Origin of the sequence: Paenibacillus sp. FSL H8-0122 (genome assembly GCF_038005345.1) — a bacterium.
Classification (GTDB): domain Bacteria; phylum Bacillota; class Bacilli; order Paenibacillales; family Paenibacillaceae; genus Paenibacillus_AQ.
The window spans coordinates 478,252-500,550 of the sequence record NZ_JBBOTB010000001.1 but is presented as its reverse complement, the minus strand read 5'-3'; the positions used below and the strand labels follow the sequence as shown (position 1 = coordinate 500,550).

21 protein-coding genes and 1 riboswitch are annotated in these 22,299 nt (G+C 53.5%); of the genes, 5 read left to right on the top strand and 16 right to left on the bottom strand.

What is annotated here, in order from left to right; genetic code table 11:
• The first annotated feature begins 68 nt into the window (after positions 1 to 68).
• Positions 69 to 1,130: an NAD(P)/FAD-dependent oxidoreductase gene (locus NSS64_RS02280; RefSeq protein ID WP_036722010.1), complete on the top strand. Its 1,062-nt coding sequence runs from the start codon at positions 69 to 71 to the stop codon at positions 1,128 to 1,130.
• A 26-nt stretch (positions 1,131 to 1,156) separates the two neighbouring features.
• Here NSS64_RS02280 and NSS64_RS02275 read toward each other — a convergent pair whose 3' ends face one another.
• Entirely contained in the window at positions 1,157 to 1,411 is a 255-nt protein-coding gene (locus tag NSS64_RS02275) for a YuzB family protein (RefSeq protein ID WP_063829082.1), read from the bottom strand.
• 82 nt (positions 1,412 to 1,493) lie between these two features.
• Between NSS64_RS02275 and NSS64_RS02270 the strand changes: the two genes are divergently transcribed.
• The gene (locus tag NSS64_RS02270) at positions 1,494 to 1,742 is read left to right on the top strand and encodes a NifU family protein (RefSeq protein WP_036701687.1); all 249 of its coding nucleotides are present in this window, start codon (positions 1,494 to 1,496) and stop codon (positions 1,740 to 1,742) included.
• A gap of 182 nt (positions 1,743 to 1,924) precedes the next feature.
• Here NSS64_RS02270 and NSS64_RS02265 read toward each other — a convergent pair whose 3' ends face one another.
• The 8 genes from NSS64_RS02265 to NSS64_RS02230 form a co-directional block, all read right to left on the bottom strand.
• On the bottom strand, positions 1,925 to 2,800 hold the full coding sequence (locus NSS64_RS02265; RefSeq protein ID WP_340938298.1) for a MetQ/NlpA family ABC transporter substrate-binding protein: 876 nt from the start codon (positions 2,798 to 2,800) through the stop codon (positions 1,925 to 1,927).
• Between the two features lie 58 nt (positions 2,801 to 2,858).
• Complete coding sequence (locus tag NSS64_RS02260; RefSeq protein ID WP_341139080.1) at positions 2,859 to 3,518, bottom strand: methionine ABC transporter permease; 660 nt, start codon at positions 3,516 to 3,518, stop codon at positions 2,859 to 2,861.
• On the bottom strand, positions 3,518 to 4,534 hold the full coding sequence (locus tag NSS64_RS02255) for a methionine ABC transporter ATP-binding protein (RefSeq protein ID WP_341139079.1): 1,017 nt from the start codon (positions 4,532 to 4,534) through the stop codon (positions 3,518 to 3,520). The genes NSS64_RS02260 and NSS64_RS02255 overlap by 1 nt, the downstream gene beginning before the upstream one ends.
• A 102-nt stretch (positions 4,535 to 4,636) precedes the next feature.
• A riboswitch (SAM riboswitch) is annotated at positions 4,637 to 4,772 on the bottom strand.
• Between the two features lie 91 nt (positions 4,773 to 4,863).
• On the bottom strand, positions 4,864 to 5,610 hold the full coding sequence (locus tag NSS64_RS02250) for a Cthe_2314 family HEPN domain-containing protein (protein ID WP_341139078.1): 747 nt from the start codon (positions 5,608 to 5,610) through the stop codon (positions 4,864 to 4,866).
• Between the two features lie 25 nt (positions 5,611 to 5,635).
• Positions 5,636 to 7,408, bottom strand: coding sequence for a UbiD family decarboxylase (locus NSS64_RS02245; RefSeq protein ID WP_341139077.1), 1,773 nt, complete (start codon positions 7,406 to 7,408; stop codon positions 5,636 to 5,638).
• A 61-nt stretch (positions 7,409 to 7,469) separates the two neighbouring features.
• The gene (locus tag NSS64_RS02240) at positions 7,470 to 8,405 is read right to left on the bottom strand and encodes a COX15/CtaA family protein (protein WP_341139076.1); all 936 of its coding nucleotides are present in this window, start codon (positions 8,403 to 8,405) and stop codon (positions 7,470 to 7,472) included.
• A gap of 108 nt (positions 8,406 to 8,513) precedes the next feature.
• Positions 8,514 to 8,858, bottom strand: coding sequence for a thioredoxin family protein (locus NSS64_RS02235; RefSeq protein WP_341142747.1), 345 nt, complete (start codon positions 8,856 to 8,858; stop codon positions 8,514 to 8,516).
• A gap of 114 nt (positions 8,859 to 8,972) precedes the next feature.
• Positions 8,973 to 10,601 carry a putative polysaccharide biosynthesis protein gene (locus NSS64_RS02230; protein ID WP_340938284.1) on the bottom strand — a complete coding sequence of 543 codons (1,629 nt, stop codon included), beginning with the start codon at positions 10,599 to 10,601 and terminating at the stop codon, positions 8,973 to 8,975.
• A 279-nt stretch (positions 10,602 to 10,880) separates the two neighbouring features.
• Here NSS64_RS02230 and tnpB point away from each other — a divergent pair, with 279 nt between their 5' ends.
• A complete protein-coding gene (gene tnpB / locus NSS64_RS02225) occupies positions 10,881 to 12,020 on the top strand; it encodes an IS200/IS605 family element RNA-guided endonuclease TnpB (RefSeq protein ID WP_445667767.1) in 1,140 nt (379 codons plus the stop codon).
• 194 nt (positions 12,021 to 12,214) lie between these two features.
• On the opposite strand, the gene NSS64_RS02220 is transcribed toward tnpB, so the two are convergent.
• The 6 genes from NSS64_RS02220 to NSS64_RS02195 form a co-directional block, all read right to left on the bottom strand.
• On the bottom strand, positions 12,215 to 12,697 hold the full coding sequence (locus NSS64_RS02220) for a DUF456 domain-containing protein (RefSeq protein ID WP_340938282.1): 483 nt from the start codon (positions 12,695 to 12,697) through the stop codon (positions 12,215 to 12,217).
• A gap of 19 nt (positions 12,698 to 12,716) precedes the next feature.
• Complete coding sequence (locus NSS64_RS02215; protein WP_341139075.1) at positions 12,717 to 13,496, bottom strand: Cof-type HAD-IIB family hydrolase; 780 nt, start codon at positions 13,494 to 13,496, stop codon at positions 12,717 to 12,719.
• A 95-nt stretch (positions 13,497 to 13,591) separates the two neighbouring features.
• Complete coding sequence (locus tag NSS64_RS02210) at positions 13,592 to 15,706, bottom strand: peptidoglycan D,D-transpeptidase FtsI family protein (RefSeq protein ID WP_341139074.1); 2,115 nt, start codon at positions 15,704 to 15,706, stop codon at positions 13,592 to 13,594.
• Positions 15,707 to 15,739: 33 nt separating this feature from the next.
• On the bottom strand, positions 15,740 to 17,806 hold the full coding sequence (locus tag NSS64_RS02205) for a peptidoglycan D,D-transpeptidase FtsI family protein (RefSeq protein WP_341139073.1): 2,067 nt from the start codon (positions 17,804 to 17,806) through the stop codon (positions 15,740 to 15,742).
• Between the two features lie 211 nt (positions 17,807 to 18,017).
• Positions 18,018 to 19,157 (bottom strand): transglutaminase domain-containing protein, encoded by a 1,140-nt coding sequence (locus tag NSS64_RS02200; protein ID WP_341139072.1) that lies wholly within the window; start codon positions 19,155 to 19,157, stop codon positions 18,018 to 18,020.
• A 51-nt stretch (positions 19,158 to 19,208) separates the two neighbouring features.
• Positions 19,209 to 19,652 (bottom strand): hypothetical protein, encoded by a 444-nt coding sequence (locus NSS64_RS02195; RefSeq protein WP_036722049.1) that lies wholly within the window; start codon positions 19,650 to 19,652, stop codon positions 19,209 to 19,211.
• A gap of 253 nt (positions 19,653 to 19,905) precedes the next feature.
• On the opposite strand from NSS64_RS02195, the gene NSS64_RS02190 reads away from it, so the two are divergent.
• Positions 19,906 to 21,084 carry an MFS transporter gene (locus NSS64_RS02190; RefSeq protein ID WP_341139071.1) on the top strand — a complete coding sequence of 393 codons (1,179 nt, stop codon included), beginning with the start codon at positions 19,906 to 19,908 and terminating at the stop codon, positions 21,082 to 21,084.
• A gap of 110 nt (positions 21,085 to 21,194) precedes the next feature.
• Positions 21,195 to 21,554, top strand: coding sequence for a DNA primase (locus NSS64_RS02185; protein WP_341139070.1), 360 nt, complete (start codon positions 21,195 to 21,197; stop codon positions 21,552 to 21,554).
• 107 nt (positions 21,555 to 21,661) lie between these two features.
• Here the strand turns inward: NSS64_RS02185 and NSS64_RS02180 are convergent, their stop codons facing one another.
• Entirely contained in the window at positions 21,662 to 22,279 is a 618-nt protein-coding gene (locus NSS64_RS02180; RefSeq protein WP_143803800.1) for an SCO family protein, read from the bottom strand.
• Between the last annotated feature and the right edge of the window lie 20 nt (positions 22,280 to 22,299).

Genomic DNA, 22,299 nt, shown 5'->3' with positions numbered 1-22,299 from the left:
AGCTTACCTCAGCCAGTGAACGCAGAACTGCCTTGTCCATTATGTACCCGAAAGGAAGATCAGTTGGCATGAGAACCCTACTTGTCTTGGGCGGCGGCTACGGCGGTCTTGCCCTCATTCAGCAACTGCTGGATAATCATCTCCCTCCTGATGTGGAAATCATCCTGGTGGACCGGATGCCGTATCAGGGGATCAAGACCGAATATTATGCACTGGCCGCAGGCACCGCCACCGATTACCATCTGCGGATTCAATTCCCGGTACACCCCCGCCTGACCGTACGTTACGGGCAGGTGGGTTCCATTGATCTGGAGAGCAGGCTGGTCCTGCTCGATTCCGGGGAGCCGGTAGCCTATGATATCCTGGCGATTGCCCTCGGCTGTACGGATAATTACCATAACATTCCGGGTGCCGAGGAATACACCTGCAGTATTCAGAGCTTCGCCGGAACCCGGGAAACTTACCGCCGGCTGAACGATGTGAAGCCTTATGGAACCGTCAATATTGTCGGCGGGGGACTGAGCGGCGTAGAGATTGCCTCGGAGCTGAGGGAGAGCCGGCCGGATCTGAATATCTCTCTGATGGACCGGGGAGAACGTATTTTATCTTCTTTTCCGGCCAAGCTGTCCAGGTATGTCGAGGAATGGTTCAGTGAGCATCAGGTGGAGACGATTGGCGGGGTGTCGGTCTCTCATGTCGAGAAGGATGCCATCTTCAATGGCACCCAAGCTATTCCGGCGGATGTGACGGTATGGACTGCCGGGATTCAACCCGTGAAGGTCGTGCAGCAGCTGGAGCTTCCGAAGGACCGTGGAGGCAGGCTCATTGTGGGGGAGTATTACAATATCGCTGAATATCCGGAGGTCTATGTGATCGGGGACTGTGCCAGCCTGCCCTTCGCGCCCAGTGCACAGGCGGCGGGTGCCCAGGGCGAGCAGGTGGGACAGATATTACAGGCGTTATGGCGGGGGGAAACCCCGAAGCTGAATAAGATTAAGCTGAAGGGAACCCTCGGTTCACTCGGTAAAAATGCCGGCTTCGGCCTGATGGGCCGCCGCTCCGTCATGGGCCGGGTTCCGCGCCTGCTGAAGAGCGGCGTCCTGTGGATGTCCAAACGCCATTTCGGCTAAAGAATCCCGGCTTGAATCCAGGCGGCTTAGTCTATCTCCAGGTTGTCCCAGGCCTCTGCCTCTCGTATAGCGGCTTCTATGGCCTCTTCCAGAGCAGCGGGGGAATCAGCCTCAATGATCTCCCCGTCAACCATGGCGAACGGCTGGAGATAACACTCTCCGCAGTTGTTCAGACAGCCGTACTCCACTACATCATATTCAGGGTTTTGCTCCAGCTTAAGCTTGAGCGGTTCAGTGCCGTGGCCGATGTTGCTGGCACAGAATTCTATAATTGGTCTCATGATGATCTCCCTATTCTGCTGTAACCATTTTATTTTTTAACTTTTTGTACTATAATAAACATACGAAAGGAGTGATTGAGAAATGAGTGAGAATGTACAAAGCGCAACCATGTACGATGAAGTACTGGAAGTCCTTGATAAACTTCGTCCGTTCCTGCAGCGCGATGGCGGTGACGTGGAACTGATTGATGTTGAAGACGGCATCGTTAAGCTGAAGCTTATGGGTGCATGCGGCAGTTGCCCAAGCTCCACGATCACGCTTAAAGCCGGGATCGAACGCGCCCTGATTGAAGAAGTAGAAGGCGTGGAAGAAGTCGTTCAGGTATTCTAATCCCGTTTCATAAACCATCCCGGCCTCCGCTAAGAGGCCGGGATTTTTTTTATTATAGAGGATTTCGCCTGCAGGATCAACCATCTGGATATTCAAAAAGACCAGAAGCCGCTCCGCCAGCCATTTCTGGCTACGGGCTTCTTCTGGTCTCATTAGATGATTCAACATCCCTAGGTTCAAGCTTAGAATGCCGGGATAATTGCTCCGTCATATTGCTTTTCGATGAATTCCTTCGCTTCCGGGGAAGTCAGCGCTGCTGCCAGCTTCTGAATAGCATCGGAATCCTTATTGTCAGGACGGGCTACCAGCAGGTTGGCATACGGAGAATCTCCGCCTTCAATGAACAACGCATCCTTCGTTGGAGACAGCTTGGCATCCAGTGCGAAGTTGGTGTTGATCAGCGCCAGGTCTACTTCATCCAGCTGACGGGGCAGCATGGCTGCATCCAGCTCAATGATATCCAGCTTCTTGGTGTTCTCAGTGATATCCGCTTTGGTGGAAGCAATATTCGTGTCATCCTTCAGCTTGATCAGACCGTTCTTCGCCAGCAGAATCAAGGCGCGGCCTCCGTTCGTTGCATCATTCGGAATCGCAACCTTCGCACCTTCTGCCAATTCATCAATCGATTTGATCTTTTTGGAATAGGCGCCAAATGGCTCTACATGAACAGCAGTTACAGATACGAGATCTGTGCCGTTCTTGGTGTTCTGATCATCCAGGTAAGGCTTGTGCTGGAAGAAGTTCGCATCGAGCTGCTTCTCGGCAAGCTGTGTATTGGGAAGAATATAATCTGTGAATTCTTTGATCTCCAGCTTAATGCCTTGGGCTTCAAGCAGTGGGGCAATTGCTTTGAGGATCTCCGCATGCGGTACAGGAGAAGCACCAATCACCAGGGTTACCGGGTCCGCAGCAGGCTCTGTCGTCGGCTCTGCAGCAGCCGCTTCTGTAGGTGCCGTTGTGGCAGCAGAATTCGTGGTGTTATTCGCCTTGTTGTTTCCGCAAGCGGCAAGCACCAATATCAAGGTCAGGCTGAAGAATGTAAGCAGTACTTTTTTCATCTGTAAATCCCCCTCTAATCCATATGGTTTATTGAATAAGGCTATATGTGGACGTACCTTATTTCCGTGTAAAATGTCTTACCAGCCGGTCACCGGCCATTTGCAGCAGCTGCACCAGAATCACCATCAGCGCTACCGAGATAATCATGACTTCCTTCTCATAGCGGTAATATCCGTAGCGGATCGCCAGGTCACCCAGGCCGCCGCCGCCGATCATGCCGGACATTGCGGTATACGAGACAAGGGTCACAACAGTAATGGTTATACCGGCAAGCAGACCCGGACGAGCCTCCGGCAGCAGCACGCGCATCACGATCTGCCCGGTGGACGCTCCCATGCCCTGCGCCGCTTCAATAATTCCCCGGTCAACCTCCCGCAGTGCCGTCTCCACCAGTCTGGCGAAGAAAGGCGCCGCGCCGATCACCAGTGCCGGAATCGTTCCAAGCACACCAATCGAAGTGCCCATAATGGCCTTGCTGAACGGAATCAGGGCAACCATCAGAATGATAAAAGGAACCGAACGCAGGATATTCACAACGAAGGATAATACCGAGTAAACCACCCTGATAATAACGTTATTTGACTTGCCCCATAAATATAACACAATTCCAAGCGGTAAACCAAGGATTATTGTAAATATTCCTGAAATTGCGATCATTTTGAGTGTAGCAATCGTAGCTTCCAGCATTTCTTCCCAATTGATTGTGCTAAAGTCCATTACAAAATCACCTCCACATCAAGACCTTGCGCTATGAGCTCAGTGAGCGTGGCTTCAACCGCACCCTCAGGTCCTTCGAACCGGACGATCAGCTGGCCGTAAGGAACATCCTTGATTGTAGAGATGGTGCCATGGAGAATGGCGAAGTGAACCCCGGTTCCCTGAACCACCTGTGAGAGCGTCGACCCGTAAGTCTTTTGCCCGAGAAAAGTGATTTTGACCGACTTCGTGTAACCCGGCTGCACAGCATCAATCGCTTGCCGGAGCGGTCCGTCCGACTGGGTCTCACTGCGGATGAATTCTTTGGTCACCTCATGCTTCGGCTTCAGAAAGACCTCGGCCACTTCACCCTGCTCCACAATACCGCCGCCATGGATCACGGCAACACGGTCGCAAATGCTCTGAATGACATGCATTTCATGGGTAATCAGCACGATGGTCAGATGGAATCTGCGGTTGATATCCATCAGCAGGCGCAGTATGGAGTCTGTCGTCTGCGGATCAAGCGCCGAGGTCGCCTCATCGCATAACAGAACGTCCGGATCACTCGCCAGTGCCCGGGCGATTCCGACACGCTGCTTCTGTCCGCCGGATAACTGGGCCGGGTACTTATTCCAGTGCTCCTCCAACCCTACCAGGGCGAGCAGATCCTTAACCTTTTGTTCAATCTCGTTCCTTCCGGCTCCGATCAGCCGCAGCGGAAACGCGATATTGTCATAGACTGTAGCCGATGAGAGCAGATTGAAATGCTGAAAAATCATCCCGATCTTGCGCCGCTGCTCCTGCAGTTGTCCCTGGCTGAGCGTTGTCAGCTCGACCCCATCCACCCACACCTCGCCCGCAGTCGGACGCTCCAGCAGATTAATGCAGCGGATCAGCGTGCTTTTGCCGGCCCCGGAGTGACCGATCACCCCGAAGATTTCACCCTTCTTAATCGACAGGCTCAGCGCAGAGAGTGCAGTTGCCTGCTTACTGCCCTTGCCATACACCTTGGTTATATCCTTCAATTCTATCAACCGCTGCGTCCCCCTTCTGTATTAACTTCCATCATTGCAATAAAAAGACCCCCTACGATCCATGCAGATCGCAAGAGGCCCTGTGTGTATAATGACAATGCCTTCTCATCTGCCAAATACCCCTTAACCGGCGGCATTGTAGGAATTAGCACCATGACATTTGGATGCAGCTTAAGGCTGTATTCAAACCGGTTGCCGGGCTTCATCGGGCCTATCCCTCCGCCGCTCTCGATAAGATAATAGTATGAAGTTATATATTCCGTATCCTGTCAGAACTTAATGTATGCCTAAGTATATTCAGTTTCGAGTTTTTTGTCAAAGGTAAGTTTTTACGGACGGACATGCCCTGATTTCGGGCCTGGGGCCGCTTTGTTCTTGTGCCATTGTTCATTCCCGTACCTGTATGCGGCGGCCAGCGATTGGCATACCATCTCCAGGCTCTGCTTCAAATCCTCCAGGTGGCTGTCGAGATCCTCCAGACGAATCTTGTCATGCAATCCCTGGTGACGCTGCCAGAGGTCATCGGTCATCTCCGCGTTCATGTAATGGATCTCAGCGTTGCGCCGCTTGCGCAGATTCTCCACCGGCTCCCGGTAGGAATTCCTGATTCGCTCCAGCTTATCCGCCAGCGGATGATGCGCATGCAGCAACTGAAATTGCCTCAGCACCGTGAAGTAGGAGAAATGCGTCTTCACCTTGCCTGTATTGAGATTGTATAGATTATTCAGCACCGTGCCCAGCTTGTCCAGCAGCGAGAAGACACGGATGAAGCCATCCTTGTAGAAATACACATATCTGGCGTACTCCCCCTGCTCCGTGGACGACATGTCGTCCATATAACCGGCTATCACTGACTTCCGGAAAAAGGCGGCTGCGAACCAGCTCTGCTCCAGCTCATCCAGAGAGGAGATCAGGCCGCGTGTCCAGATTTCCAGCTTGCGGTATTCATGGTCATGGTCTTCATGTGCCGCCATCTCCTTGCGCAGCACGGAGGCAGCCTTCGCCATGGACTCCATAGCTTCAGCCAGCACACCGCTGTTCACGCGGGGCGGCTCTCCAAGTAATGTCCGCAGCATATTTTGACCCTCCTTAAGTTCACTTCTACGCTAGAGGAAAATAACGGTTCCAGTTGCGGCCTACCCGCTTCGCAATATCCTCATTCGGAGTCAGCTCCTCCGGGTATCCCGGCTTCATCCGGGCATCTATAATAATCGGCAGCGTATAGCTGACGCTGCCCCGGTGTACCCCGCCCGCCGAATAGATATCATCTGCCGGATTGAAGCGGGTGAATACGGACCACAGGAATGAGGTCTGCGTGCTTACCGCCTCTTCCGCCCGATCGACCAGCACAATCAGCGGCCAGGCAGTCTCCCTCTCCTTGAAGGCAGCCACCAGCCGCTCCGGCAGCTCCGGGTCCTCTTCATAGGATGCACCGGAAACGGCTAAACATCCTCCGCAATAAGGCACAGCGGCGGTGATTGATGGAAGCTGACCCTCTGTATAGGTCCTTGGCAGCTGACGGACCGGGCTGCCGATGCCCGCCATCACCGCCTTACTGCCATGATTCAGCTTACGTCCGGTATAATCCAGTGTATCCATGGAGGTATTGGCAAAGATCGTCAGATCCGATTGCGGATTGAAGCGCTCAAGCACCGTTTCCAGCAGCTTGGGGAAATCGGTAAGCTCCACCTGCACATTAGTCAGCAGCAGGAATTTGGTTAAGGAGAGCTGACCTTCCCCTAAGATACGAAACGCTGACACCATATACTCGCGCGGATAGCTCTCCCTCACGACCGCTGAGGTCAGTGAATGCGAACCGGATTCGGAGTAGGACCACAGCGCTTTGACCGAAGGGATCAGCAGAGGATAGGCTGGAGCGAGCAGCCGCTGCAAATAATCCTTCAGATAATAATCCTCCTGGCGCGGCTTGCCGGTAATGGTCGCCGGGTAGATGGCATCCTTGCGGTGCCACATCCGCTGAACATGCATGACCGGGAAATCATGCTGCATGGAATAGTAGCCGGACTGGCTGCCGTACGGCCCTTCCGCTCTCCGCTCCAGCGGAGACACGCGCCCCCGGATGGAGAATTCCGCCTCAGCCGGAATCCGGTGCCCGCCCAAGGGGTCCTGCACCATAGGAAGCTTGCCGCCCAGCATCAGCGAGGCCAGCAGCAGCTCCGGAATCCGTTCCGGGACCGGAGCCACTGCCGCCGCAATCAGCGCCGGCGGCCCGCCGATGAAGACAGACACCGGCAGCGTCTCGCCGAGATGCTCTGCCTGCGAGTGATGGAAGCCGCCGCCCTTATGAATCTGCCAGTGAATACCTGTGGTGCTGTCGTCATACACCTGAATCCGGTACAATCCGAGATTATGATCCTTGGGGTTGGTGATACTCTCCGTATAGACCAGAGGAAGCGTGATGAACGCCCCGCCGTCCTTAGGCCAAGCCGTAATCCGGGGCAGCTCCTTCAGCGGGTCACTGCTGCTGCAGACACCGAGCACCGGAGCCTCTCCTTGCGGTATATTCTTGGTCCCTGCTCTCAGCAGCTCAAGCAGCACCGTTTTCTCCCGCCATAAACCGGCGGCTGAGGGCGGAACCAGCTGCTCCATCGCCGTTGTCAGCGACTTCAGCAGCTGCTCCGGTCTTGTCCCAAAGGCCTTGTTGACGCGCCGGACGGTACCGAACAGATTCGTAGCGACCGGGAACGGCGTTCCCTGCACGTTCGTGAACAGCAGTGCCGGGCCCTCCTCCTCCACCACCCGGCGGTGAATTTCGGCAAGCTCCAGATAAGGATCAACAGGGGTATCTATCACTGCCAGATCCTTATCCCTGCGGAGCTGCTCAATCCATTGTCGTAAATTACCGTATCGCACTATAGTGTTCCTCCTCAAACAGGACCTTATGCTAATCCCGTCCACCGTTGCCGTTACCTTATCACTTGCTGCCCCTGCCAGCTCCGCTTAACTGCCAGACCCTTACACTCATGTAGCACAGAACCCCGAAGAGTCCGGAGATCAGCACGATATGAGACAACGCAGCAAATATGTACAATCTTTCATTATTCAGTGTGTATACCACAGCCGCTCCGCTGAATACCTGCATCAGGCAGAGCAGAACTGCCGCCACGCCCAGAGCCCTCAGCTCAGGCAGCTCCTTATGCTTCCAGAAGGCCAGATGCCCAAGTATAGCAGTCAGCAGGAATAGAACCGCCGCTGCAATCCGGTGCACGAATACAATCCCTACTCCGCCGCTCATTTCCGGGATCCATTGTCCGTTACACAGCGGCCAGCCGGAGCACCCGCCCTGGGAGCTGGTGTGGCTTACGTAGGCCCCGATGTAGACAACGATATATGAATATACTGCAGTAACCCAGGTTAAGTTGCGGAAGGCTATACGGACTTTAGGACTTCCTGTGCTGAGTTCCGCTCCCGGAGAGAATGCCCGCCTAGTCCCAAGCGCCAGCATCAGCGAACCGGCGAAAGCAATCAGCGAGAAGCCCATATGCAGGGCCATAACCGCAGCCGACTGCGACTTCACAACTGCAAGCGCTCCCATCCCGCCTTGAATGATGACGAAGATCAGGGTCAGCAGGGCATAGGCCAGCAGATCCTTACGGTGCCTGGCATAACGCCAGAAGGCAACCATGGAAGCCAGGGACAGCAGGCCAGCCAGGCCGCTGAACAAGCGGTGGGTATATTCAATCAGAGAGCCAATCGTATAGGCCGGAATCAGCTTTCCGTGGCACAGCGGCCACTGATTTCCGCATTCCAGTCCCGAGCCGGTCTTGGTCACCACAACCCCGCCGAACAGCGCCATGAACATAATGAGACAGGTCAGATAGCTGAGCCATTTTAATTGAATTGTCGTCAATAGTATCACCCGTATTGTATAGGAATGAGTATGAAACATATAACTGCTTATATGATTAGAAAAAAAGCACCGCTTCTGCTCGGATAGGGCGAAAGCGGTGCTGCGGAATTACTTGTGAATGCTGAGATAAACGTCCAGCGCCGTATCAAGAAACTTCTCGATTTCCTCCCGGGACTTCCGGAGCTTGTTCACGAACCGGACCAGTTCCCGTCCATCGGTGTACGCAACAAAGCTTGGAATGCCCAGTATATTCTGTTCCTGGCTGACATCACCTATGGCATCGACATCCACTTCGACCAGGGTAAGACGCTCTGCATATTTCTGTTCCACATCCGGCATGAACGGATCAATGAATTTGCAATCCACACACCAATCTGCCTTGAAGACTGCCACCGTCAGGCGCGGAGACTGAATTGCCACCTGGAACTGGGCAGGCGAGCTGATTTTGTCCATCAATTGACCATTCCCTTCTATCAGAGAGTTCCACACGAAGCTTACTCTTTAAGTGAAGCAAAATGTACGGAATAAGTCAAACAATAATGACAAATCAAGATAATAGTCATATCATTATTCACCGGCACGCACACGGGCAGGCTGCAGTTTCATCAAAGGACCCAGCAGCTTGCGCAGCGGACGGGGATAACCGGCAATCTCCTGGCTGCTGAGTACGCCCAGAATAATCAGGAGAACCAGATAGACAATCACCACTGCCGCCCCAACCACCAGACAGGTAATCAGGAAGGCTAAGCGGGCCGGCATCAGATCAGTCATCAATAGGCCTGCTTCATTCAGACCATAGCCGATACCGGCCGAGGCCAGAACCGCAATGGAGAAGCCTCCCCAGCGTTTACCGAGAATGGAGAAGGGCACGATTTTTTTGAGCATCCGCAGATTCAGCAGTGTAATGACAATGAAGCACAATGCCGTAGAGCCGATAATGCCGTAGATGCCGAACCACTGGCTGAACAAGAAGTTAGAACCAAACTTCACGAGGATACCAACAAGTACATAATACATCGATATCCGCGATTTGCCCATTCCAAGCAGGATCGAGTTGGTAGTCATCATCGTAATCTGGAAAATGGTACCCAGCGTCAGCATCGCCACAATGCCGCTTCCATCGAGTGTTTTGAACAAAAGGCCATTCACAGAATAAGCAGCCACGACCAGTGAGAGCACAACCGGTGTGCCGGTCAGAATGGATACCCGCATGGCGAGTGTGACCTGACGCTGCAGGTGCTGTTCATCTTTGCGGGCGAAGGCGGCAGATATAATCGGAATCAGCGATGCACTGAGGGCGATCGACAAGACCGGAGGAATCCCGGCCACACTCTGTGCCCGGCTGCCGAAGATCCCCAGCGTCCACGTAGCTTCCTTCAAGCCGATTTGTCCGCTAAGCAGCGGCACAATAAAGGTAGTATCAATGAAGTTCACTACAGGCACCGTAACGGAAGACAATACAATCGGTATGGACAGCTTAAAAATATCCTTGTAAATCTTCAGCAGCGGGATACGGGCCTCACTCGATTCATATAATGCAACCTTCTCCTCGCTGCGGCGCAGCTTCATGGCATAATACAGCATCACACCGAAGGCGCCGATACTGCCGAGCACACTCCCGAAGGAAGCGCCTGCTGCCATCCAGGTGTTGCTGTAGCCCTGGCGCAGCAGAATGAATGCAAGCAGAATGGCCGTGGATACCCGGGCAATCTGCTCGACAATCTGTGAGATGCCGCCGGCCATCATATTGTTACGCCCTTGGAAATACCCGCGCATCATCGCGATCGCGGGGAATAGCAGCAGCGCCGGGGCAATCGCCCGTATGGCCAATGTACTCTCGGGAACCTTGCTGGATTCCGCATAATAAGGAGCAGCTATGTAGAGCGCCACACTCATAATTACACCAACCACAGCCGCAAAAATCAGCGCCGCCCGGTACACCTGCTGTGCTTCCTGCGGGCGGTTCAGCGCATAGCGCTCGGACACCATTTTACTAAGTGTGCTGGGTATGCCGGCTGTCGCCAGCGGCAGCAGCAGCAGATATACGTTGTTGGCTTGTGTAAACGCAGCGTTACCGACTTCATTGAATAAATGCTCCAGCGGCACCCGCTGGGCAAGCCCTAGGACACGGGCCACCAGCGCGGCTGCCGCCAGAATAAGCGTGCCTTTGACAAAGGATTCTTTCTTGGTGGACAAGCTGTTTCGCCTTCTTCACAATAAATTTAATTAGCTGTTGTTAAAATTTCCCCACCTCTAAAGTGGCGAGATGAATGACATTGTTTTAAGCTTGGAATTTTGAGGGAATTAGGTTATGCTATATAAAGCGAATATATGTTCTTGTAATGGTTTTAGTTGGTCTTTTCGGTGACCACATCCATGGTTCGTTTTTCAGCTGAAACTTTGTTCTATTCTGCGGACTCATCTTCTGTTTTAACAGCAAATGGAAGGCGATTATAGTACATAGGAGGCATACTTGTGCTCAAAGCGTTCAAATATCGCTTGAAACCCACAACACAGCAGGCGGAACTATTCGCCAAAACGTTTGGTTGCGTACGCAAAGTCTATAATCTCATGCTCCATGACCGGATTGAATCATACAAAAAGCATCAAGATACGGGCGAGAAAATCAAATTCCCAACACCGGCACAGTACAAGCACGAGTTTCTTTTCCTTAAAGAGGTCGATAGTCTGGCCCTCGCCAATGCGCAGCTCCATCTTAATGCCGCCTACCGCCAATTTTTCCAGCAGCCCGCCTCCGGGTTTCCCCAGTGGAAATCCCGCAAACATCCCGTCCAATCCTACACCACGAATAATCAGCACGGAACGATTGCAATTAAGGAGGGTCGTTACTTAAAGTTGCCCAAAACGGAGCCGGTGCGAATCAAATTACATCGACAGCCGCAGGGAGTCATCAAGTCTGCAACAATCTCCCTCACGGCATGCGGCAAGTATTTCGTTTCCCTGCTGTGCGAAATGAATATCCCGCCCAAACCCAAAACGGGTTCTGTAATTGGGATTGATCTCGGCCTTACGAATTTTGCGATTTCATCGGATGGAGTAAAAATACCGAATCCGAGGACTCTCTCCAAAACGGCCGTTACACTGGCAAAAGCGCAGCGCAAACTATCGCGCCGGGCGCAGCATGCGAAGAAGGACGGGCGTCCGCTTAGCGAGAGCCGCAACTACCAGAAGCAGCGGATACTGATCGCCAAGCTGCATGAAAAAGTGAGCAACCAACGAAATGATTTTCTGAACAAACTCAGCACGGATCTCATCAATAACCACGATGTAATCAGTGTGGAGTCGCTGAATGTCAAAGGGTTGGTGCGCAATCACAAACTCGCCCGGTCGCTTCATGACGTCTCGTGGTCCAGCTTTATATCCAAACTGACCTATAAAGCGGCCTGGTACGGCAAGCAAGTCGTGCAGGTGGAACGCTGGTTCCCTTCGAGTCAGCTGTGCTCAGCTTGTGGGCATAGAGGCGGGAAGAAGGCGCTCCGCATCCGGGAATGGAACTGCCCAAGTTGCGGCATACACCATGACCGTGACCTAAATGCGAGCTTGAACATTCGAGCAGAAGGGCTTCGCCTGCTGCAAGGTGCAGAAACACTTTAACAGGACAACGAACCGCAGGGACTGCGGGGATCGCTTGGGTAGCGCGTTGAGTTGGTGCGAAGGGAGGGGGTAAACCGCTCCATCCAATTGCTTAAGCGTGCAATAAATCTGACCTCTGCTCACGGGTTATGCTGCTTTGAGCAAGTGCGGGTTGTTTCCAAGAATCCGCCACCTCTACAGGTGGGGGGAGTTCACTAACGTCCGATCCAGATAAAGAAGAGGACGATCATCACAATCTGCAGAATAATCTTGACAACTGTGCTGCTGAACAGTCCTAGCAGCGCGCCAAAGCTGACCTTAACCGCTTTGCCCGCCTTCTCGCCGGCAATCAGCTCGCCGATGAAGGCACCCAGGAAGGGGCCAATCAGCAGGCCGAACGCCGGAATCAGGAACGGACCGGCAATCAGACCGATGGTGCTGCCGATCACGGAGGCGCGGGAGCCGCCGAACTTCTTGACGCCCCAGGCCCCGACCACATAGTCGGCAATGAACAACACCACAACAATCAGCGTCTCTGCAATCCAGAACCAGGGACCGAAGGAGCCGAAGGAAAAGAACCAGCCATATACAAAGAAAGCCAGGTAAATCGCAAGCGCCCCCGGCAGGATCGGATATACCGCCCCTGCCATTCCGATTGCGAACAAAGCAATGATCAGAATCCAGCCCAGAATTGTCAATTCCCTCAACTCCTTAATCTTAAGCTCGCTTGGATATGCGTCCGGCCGAGGTTCCGGCCTCTGTCAGGATGTACTTCTGAATCACTTCCGCGATCCCGTCTTCATTGTTCGTAGCTACTACCGCATCCGCTTCCTGCTTGACAGCCTCCTGGGCGTTGCCCATAGCCACCCCGAAGCCGGACTGCTGGATAGCCGCCAGATCGTTGAGGCTGTCGCCTACGGCAACAACCTGGGACATGCTAATGCCCAGCAGCTTGCATACTTCAAGTATCCCTGATGCCTTATTGACGCCCAGCGGATTGATCTCCAGGTTGAACGGCGAGGAGTTGGTGATCTCAAGCCCGCCCAGCTCCTGCAGGCGCATAAGCAGCTTATGGCGGATATCGTTATCTTCGGTGGAATAACCGAATTTCAGCCATTCCCTGCTGTCAATCTCCCCGTCCCAGCTATCCCGGTTGTACACTTCATCTACGGAGTAGGCCCAGAACCAGATATCGAATTCCTCAGCAATCTTGTGCATCTCTTTGACCAGCTCCACATCCATCAGAGACCGGCGGTACAGCTCATGAGGCGCACGCCAGACTTCACTTCCGTTCACCATGATCATCGGAGTGTTCAGGCCAAGCTGTTCAGCATACGGCATCGCACTGCGCGAGGAGCGTCCGGTAGACAAGCAGACATGTACGCCGGCCTCCATCGCTTTTTTGATCCATTCCACCGTAAGCGGAGTAATCTTCTGTTCGTCGTTCAGTAGGGTTCCATCCATATCCAAGGCTAGCAGGCGGTATTTGGCAGTCATTTGCCACCCCTCCATTCTTGGTTGCTCTTTCGTTTGAAGGCAACCGTATATTTGGTATTTCTCGCAGATCCATCTCCACCATGGCTATAATATCATCAGTTTGTTGCGGCAGTATTATCGGAACTGTCACCGGAAGCAGCGCCGTCATTTGGATTCGCTGTTTTCAGGCTTTTCTTAGGCACGCCGTCCAGTCCGTACTCCCAATCATAAGCATCGAAAATTTTACGCGCCACCGGAGCGGCACTGTTGGAGCCGAATCCGCCTTCCGGAATGACCACAGCAACCGCTAACTTAGGATTATTACGCGGGGCGAAGGCAATAAATACCCCGTTATCGCGCAATTGCCCTTTACCAAGCTGCTGTGAGGTCCCTGTTTTACGGGCAAAATCATAAGGGAAATCTGCGAATGCGGAGACCTTACTGTTCATGCCCTTTTTAATCTCTCTCCAATAGGACTTGTCAAAGGTCGTTACTTCATCCAGCACCTCACGCTCAAACTTCTTGACCACCTTGCCCGCTGAATCCGTGATCTTACTGACAAGCTGCGGCTTGATCCGCACCCCTTCATTCGCAAGCGTCGAGGCATACTGGGCTAGCTGCAGCACCGTATAACGGCCCTGCTGTCCGAAGGAGGCATAGACCAGCGCGGCTTGCGCACTGCCCGCTGCCTTAGTATCTGTGTAGTTGATCTGTCCCAGGTATTCATTAGGGAGACCGCTCTGTGTTGATACGCCCAAGCCGAATTCCTTCATATATCTATCCCAGATATCAATACCTTTAGCCTTATATTGCTCATAGAGCTTCTTGCCGATCATATCCACCATGAACACGTTGGAGGAATCCTCAATCGCCTTAGCCGGACCCATCCGGCCGTATACGTGACCCGAGGAATTTCGGACTGAGGATTTATCATCCTTACCGAAATAGGCAATCCCTTTGTCTGTGTACGTAGAATTAATGCCGAAGAAGCCTTCATTCAGACCGATCAGCACCGTCAGCGGCTTAATGGTGGAACCGAGCAGTACCGTGGAACCAAAGCCATGACCGGACAGGCCCGAGGAATAAGGGGTGATCGTCCCGTTCTGGTAGTTGCCCATGATCTTATTCCAGGTATCCGAATCCAGCTTCTCCGCTGTCCAGACATTGGTATCATAATCCGGCATACTGGCCATGGCCACGATATTGCCGGTATCGACCTCCATCGCCACCGCGTAGCCTGTCTTGGCGTCAGGATGGGTCTTGCCCTGTACAGAGTTGCGGTGCAGCCAATTAATCTGTTCGGTGATGGCCTGCTCCGTCTTAAGCTGAACATTCTTGTCAATCGTCATCCAGATATCATTACCCTTGACAGGCGGCACTACCTCTTCCACCTTCTCGGCCATGTTCTGCGGATTCACCGAGATGACCTGATAGCCGTTCTTGCCGCGCAGCTCCCGCTGATATTGCAGCTCCAGGCCGTCGAAGCCGACGAATTCATCGTCTTTATAATTCAGGCCGGGATCTGCGCCGATCTTCTTCATGGCGCTCTGAATATTCTTGTAGATGTTGAGCGTGTTGGAGGATTTGAAGGGCTTGATATAGCCGACCGTCTGCACGGCAACGGTATCCTTGTCATAATGGCGCACGCCTTCTTCCACGATCTCAAGGCCGGGGAATTCGCTTTTGTGCTCCATGAAATAAGCGATTTCCTTGGTGGTCAGACCTGATTTGATCTTGCGGGCCATATAGCCCGAATATTTCTTGAAATATAAATCCAGAGAATTAATCACTTCATTAACGGTCAGCTTCTCGCCGTTCGGGTCGCCATATTCGTCAAATTTCGCAACCAGATTATTCGCCAGCGCATACGCATTGGCTCTTGCCTCCGGCTTCAGCGAGCTAATGCCCGTCTCCTTATCCACTGCCTTGGCTGTATATTCCTTCGTAAGCGTAACATACAGCGTTTGAACGGAGGTAGAGTAGGCAATTTGCTCGCCTGCGGCTGCGCGGATGCCTCCGCGGATAGAGGCGAGAGGGACACTTTTGGTATCCCGGCTGGTCTCCACCTCGGTCAGCGTCGGTCCCTCAACGAATTGAATAACTGCGAGACGAATAATAATGACACAAAAAATAACAAACGTGCTGAAGAAAAACACGTTAAGCCGCAGGCCAAGCGAGCTCTTGCTGTCCTTCTCTTCCGGGGGGGAGGCCTGCTTTCGGAAAACACCCACAGCTTTTCACTCCTCTACATCAAAATAAACCGTTTAATCCACCCTTGACTCTGGCACATTCTTCTTAGGGACTCCATCCAGTCCATACTCCTGGTCATAGGCTTCAAAGATCTGGCGGGCTACCGGTGCGGCACTGTTCGCTCCAAAGCCGCCTTCCGGAATAATCACGGCCACCGCCAGTTTAGGATGCTCACGCGGAGCATAAGCAATGAATACCCCGTTGTCTCGGGTGGCCCCAAAGGCTTCCATCTCGGAGGTTCCTGTCTTGCGGGCGAAGTCATACGGGAATCCGTCAAACGCCTTAACCTTAGTATTCATCCCGCGCTTGATCTCCTTCCAGTAAGCAGGGTGAAACGAGATGCTGTCCAGGACTTCCCGTCCAAATTGCTTAACCGTCTTCCCATCGGGATCTGTAATCTTACTGACGAGCTGGGGCTTAATCCGTACGCCTTCATTCGCAAGTGTTGCCGTATACTGGGCAAGCTGCAACGCAGTGTATTTCCCCTTCTGGCCGAAGGAGGCAAGTACCAGCGCCGCTTGGGTAGAGCCTGCCTTCTTGGGATCAAGATAATCGGCTACTCCGGCACTTTCACCGGGAAGCCCGCTTTGCGTAGACACGCCAAGGCCGAATGCCTTCATATATTTATCCCATATAGCAATGCCTTCCTTGGGATACTTCTTGTACAGTGCATTGCCGACCCACTCTACCATAAAAGCATTCGAGGATTCCTGAATCGCCTTCGCCGGACTAAGCGGGCCCAGGACATGGCCGGAGGAATTCCTGACCGAGGAGCTGTTATCCTTACCGTAATATGCGATTCCTTTATCCATATAAGTATCGCCGGTAGTGAATAAGCCTTCTTCCAGACCAATCAGGACACTTAAGGGCTTAATCGTGGAACCCAGGTAGATCAATGACTTCAGCCCGTTGCCGGAGAGACCGGAGGAAATATCGGTAATCGCCCCATTCTGATAATAGTCCTCAATTTTGGCCCACACTTCTGTCGGCAGCCTCTCGGCATTCCAGACATTCGTATCATAGTCTGGCATATTCGCCATTGCCACTACATTGCCTGTATCGACTTCCATCGCAACGGCATAGCCGGTGAGCGCATCCTTATGAAGCTTCCCCTGTACAGGGTTGCGGTGCAGCCAGTTAAGTTGATCCATAATCGCCTGTTCTGTTCTCATCTGCACCTGCTTGTTAATCGTCATCCAGATATCGTTGCCCTTGACGGGCGGGACCAATGCGATAACCTCTTCCGCCATATTCTGGGCATTGATAGAGATCGTCTGATACCCGTTCTTCCCTCTAAGCTCGCGCTGGTATTGCTGTTCAAGACCATAGATGCCGACGAACTCATCTTCCCTGTAGCTAAGTCCCGGGTCTGCACCCGTTCGTTTCATGGCGCTGCGGATATTTTTGTATAAATTATATCCTTTTTCTGTAGAACGGAATTGCTTCATATAGCCCACCGTTTGGACGGCCACCGTGTCCTTGTCATAATGGCGGACACTCTCCTCCACAACAGACACCCCGGGATAACGCTGCCTGTTCTCCATCAGATGGGCGACTTCCTTCATCGTAAGACCGGTCTTGATCTTGCGCGGGACATACCCCAGTGACTTCTTATATTCAAGATCAAGCAGCAGCAGGATATCCTCCTTAAGCAGCTTCTTCGCAGAAGGATCACCATACTGTTCAAAAACGGATGACAGCCCCTCCACCAGCGCCTTGGTATTCGCCTTGGCTTCAGCGGTGGGTTCATATAAGCCGGTGTTCTTATTCTTGACCTTCGCGGTGTATTCCTTGGTTAACGTAACGAATAAGGACTGAATCGGTGTGGAATGGGCAATGTCTTCCCCGCCCGCCGCGTGAATAGTCCCCCGGATCGCCGCAAGCGGAACATCCTTGGTCTCCCGGCTGGCCTCCACCTCGCTAAGCTCGGGACTCTCCACAAACTGCAGTCCCGCAAGCCGGATCATAATGATCACAAAAATTAAAAAAGTGCCGAAAAAAAACAGATTTATGCGTAAGCTCTGGTAGTTGCGGGTCTCTCCATTGCCCGGGCCGGAGCCCGGCTTACCGAACCATCTCACAGCAAGTCCTCTCCTTGTATGGTTTGCAGTGCTGCTTATCCGTCAGATCACGGGCAAGAGCTCTTCTTGAAATATAAGAATTTATATGTTGCACACGATAACTTATCCTTCTATTTCTCGCTGAAACGGTACCGTCCTTTGAAAGGACAGCACAGCCGTTTCCACTTGCCCGCTGTTATTGTACCATAGATACAAGAGCATCCGCTCCTTCTCAGAGGATGTTCTCCTTGATATGTGTGGAGTCGAAATCCCCCGGATTGAACCAGTCGCCGCTGCTGGCCCAGGTGGAATCGAGCGGAATCCAGGCTGCGCTGCCGCTGATATAGACCTCATTCCAGGCATGCGGACCATAACCGCCTTGTCCGTCATAGCCCTTGCCGGTGACGACACGCACCTGGAGACCTTGCGAGCGGGCCATCATGGCATAGAGCCGCGCGTAATCAATGCATACCCCAAGCCGCGTATCCATCGTATCCTGCGGGGTCTGCTCGTGCCAGATCCGTCTCTGTTCATAATTCTCCGCCTTGGTGTAGTCGTAGGCAATGCGCGATCCTACCCAGTCATAGAGCAGTCTGGCCTTCTCTTCATCCCCGCTGGCTTGTCCGGCAATATCTGCGGCTGCACCGGCAATATCCGCCGATATATCATGATCAATCACCTCATATTTGCGACGGAGAATGTCACTCATCTCGGCGGCTACCGCCTTGGTCAGTACCGGAAGCTTGCCTCTGACCTGTTCACCGGCCAGCGGCTCAAATACCGCTTCCGCGCTCTGGCTGTAGACCGGCGAGGACTGCACATAACGGCTGAAGCCGCTGTCCGGGTTCAGGGCGACGCTGATGAACAGGACAAAGACCAGCACCAGGGCACGGGTAAGCCCTGCGGCGGTGCCAAGCACTGCCCCGACCAGCCGGCTGGCGCCTGTGATCCGCCCCGGCCCCCTCCCGAACTGGCGCGGCAGGCGGAACGGCAGCAGCAGGAACAGCAGACCCAGCAGCAGACGAATCAAGGTATAGCACAGCAAGAGCAGCAGCAGAAACCGCACTACCGGTGAATTCGCCAGTACAGAGGCACCGGTATAATATAGCTGCTGCCATTGGCTTAGCTTGTCCTCCGGCGGAGTAATGCCGGAAGCCCAGTTCCCGGCAGCAGGCGAGAGGTATACGGCTGCGGGAATCGCCATCACCAGCGAAGCTGCCGCAAGCACTCCTGACCCGAGCATGCCGAACAGCCCTCCGGCTGCTCTGCGGAAGCCCCGCCCCCAGCCCTGCAGTGCAGAGAAGAGAACTACCAGCAGCAGAACAATGGAGATGATATTGGCTTCACGAAGACTTTCTATCCAGCTATTCAATGAATCACTCCTCCTTCTGCTGCTGCAGGTAACCCTGAGCCCGCTGCACTATTACTTGCCCGCCTGCTTCCGGGCTTCGTCGATGAAGGTCTTGGTTGTATCCGTAACGCTCCACTTCCCGAGGCTGACTCCGCGGAAGACCACTTCCACCTTGTCCTCTGCGGCGGAGCCCTTCACCTCCAGATTAGGAGTAGTGATGGTGAAGGTGCCGTCACCGCCAGAGGTATAGACTGCCTCCTGGGCTTCTTTGAGCATAACCTCTTGCGCCTCATTCTTCAGCGTGCTGACCGTCCCGTCCGCCACTTTGTTAACGGCATTACCGATCTGATCCATGGTTACCCCGCTATAAATGAACAACCCCACCACAATAACGACGACGATAGCCCATTTCAGCATAGTCTTAACGATGTTAACAACTGCGAACAGCAGGACAAGCGCAATAACGATAACAAGCCAATTCTCTCTGATAAACTGTGACCACACTTCCGGATTCATCAATTTCACAACACCCCAATCGCAAATTTCGCCACGCCGGGACGCTGTCCCGTCAGACATTTCATTAATATTAATTATTATACATGAATGACCCTTATAATTCATGGTTGCCGGAATGCAGAACTGCATACAGGGGCTGGCCAAGAAAATGGTATAAGCCCCCGCTACCGCACGTAAAGTACAAGTAGGCTGTTCCCTCTGCTGGAATCCGTTCCGTCATCAGCGGCTGGCCGCTAATCTGGAGGTGTTATCCGTGAAAACTGCAATGTGGCTGTACCTCTTCATGTTCCTGGCGTTCTTCGATTTACATGCCCAATACCCTATCCTGACACCCTTTGCCATGTCCCTGGGAGCGGGCCCGGCCTTCATCGGCTGGATGATGGGGATGTATTCCCTGACCCACCTCCCGGGCAATCTGCTGGCCGGTGTACTTGTAGACCGCAACGGCAGCCGCCGCTATATCGTATTCGCCCTTACTGTTGCAGGACTGATCCTGCTTCTGCAGGCGCATGCCCAGCTGCCCTGGCATCTGCTCCTGCTGCGGGCAGCGAGCGGGTTCGCCCTGGCGTTCCTCTCCCCTGCCTGTATGACCCTCTTGGCCTCGCTCTCGTCTGACCCTGCGACCCAGGGTAAATACATGTCAGGCAACGGAATTATTCACACGCTGGCTTCGGTGGTCTCCCCTGCCGCCGGAGCCTTCATCGTCGCCAAAGCCGGTTACTCCGGCACGTTCAGTACATTGGGTTGGCTACTGATCTTCACCGGTGTGATGGCCTTCTTCAGTGTACCGAAGCACAATCCGGCTCTGGCCCTGCATAAGCCTGTCCTTCCGCTCAAGGAGAATCTGCCGCCTGGGGCGGCCGCTACCGGCCAGCCTACTGTCTCCAGGCGTTATTATCTGCTGCCCTTCTTCGTATCCTGCTCCCAGGGTGTACTGTTCTTCGAGCTTCCGCTGTCACAAGGCCAAGACGGAATGGTCTCTACCGGAATTCTGCTCTCCCTGCTCAGCCTTGGAGCGCTGGCGACCCTCTGCCTGTTCTTCCTGAACCGCCTCTCGCCGGGCATCCGGATTGCCGCTGCCCTGCTGGGAATGGCTCTCTGCTTCTTCACCCTGGCTGCCTTCCGCAGCATCCCGGCCGGAGTGGTTCTCTTCCTGCTCGGCTCTGCCAAAGGCGTGTTGTTTCCGGCTATGGCCTCCCTCTTCATCAGTCTGGGTGGCGCAGGACGGCTGGGCCGGACCTTCTCGCTGCAATCCATCGCCATGTCCCTCGGGGCATTCGCCGGACCCGTAGCCGCCGGACAGCTAAGGGAGTACGTCTCCCCTTACTTCATCGCCTTCGTCCTGCTGATGACGGCCCTTATGCTGCTGCCTCCGGGCAGATCCGGCCGTCTCTCTTCCTACGCTCCCGGCTGGAACAGCCCTGCCGCCTGAATGCGACATTTCCCGGGGAATGAATACATATTGTTCCGCCCGGCTGTTAAAAATAGCGCAGCTTAGGTACAATATCGTCATAACAACTAAGATCCGGGGGCTGATTGCATATGTCCATCACCATTATTGTCGAAGGCAAGAACGACCGCAGCAGACTGAGGCGGCTGCTTGAACCGGAGGTCGACATTCTGTGCACCTTCGGTACGCTGAATACCCTGAAGCTGGAATCCCTGCGGAATACCATCCGGGACGGGGAAGTCTACCTGTATATGGATAATGACAGCTCAGGAAAAAAAATCCGCGCTGTGCTGCGCGACGCCTTTCCCGATGCCATTCATATGTATACACGTAAGGGTTATGCCGGCGTGGAAGGGACGCCGGATGAATATAACATCACCCAGCTGGAGAAGGCCGGGCTTGAAGAGTACATTATCTACCCCCAGCCGTATCCTCAGGGAATAGAAGGATAATTCACCGCATGAAGCATATACATTCTTAACCATTCATCACAAAACGAGGGTGCCCTGTGCAGCAGCTCCACTGCTCCACGGACACCCTCGTTTATTTCATGCCTATGCTATTCACGGGCCAGCTTCTTGACCGTTCTGGCCAGGAACTCCGGCGTAACATTCTCCGTATCCCCGGCATCATACAATCCCCGGAGCTGGTTGTTCTTGTCCACCAGACCAATGAGGTTCGCATGAGCGAAATCATCCTTGCTCGTGCCGTAGATCAACACCTTGAAGGATTCCGCTGCGAGCTTGCGTACCTGCTCCTGATCCCCGCGCAGGAAGTACCACCCGCTGTAATCGGCATGGAACTTGTCGGCGAAGGCCTTGATCGCTTCCCGGGTATCATTCTTCGGATCGAAAGATATGGAGACGAATTCAACGTCCTTGCCGAAGCTGCCGTCCTTAACCAGGATATCCTGCGTCTCTGACAGCATATAGGTGGTAATCGGACACACATCGGGACAGACGGTGAAGAAGAAATAGACCAGCCTTGCCTTGCCGGCCGTATCCGCCAGACTGATCTGCTTCCCGTCCACATTCTCCAGGGAGAAGTCCTGTACCTGACCGATGACCGGCAGCTTCTCACCTCCGAAATCAAATGATTTGACTGCCAGATAGACCGCCATAATCACTGCAAGCAGCAGCAACAGCCAGGTCCATTTGTAACGTTTCAAGGTCTGCACAGGACACCTTCCCCCTCTAT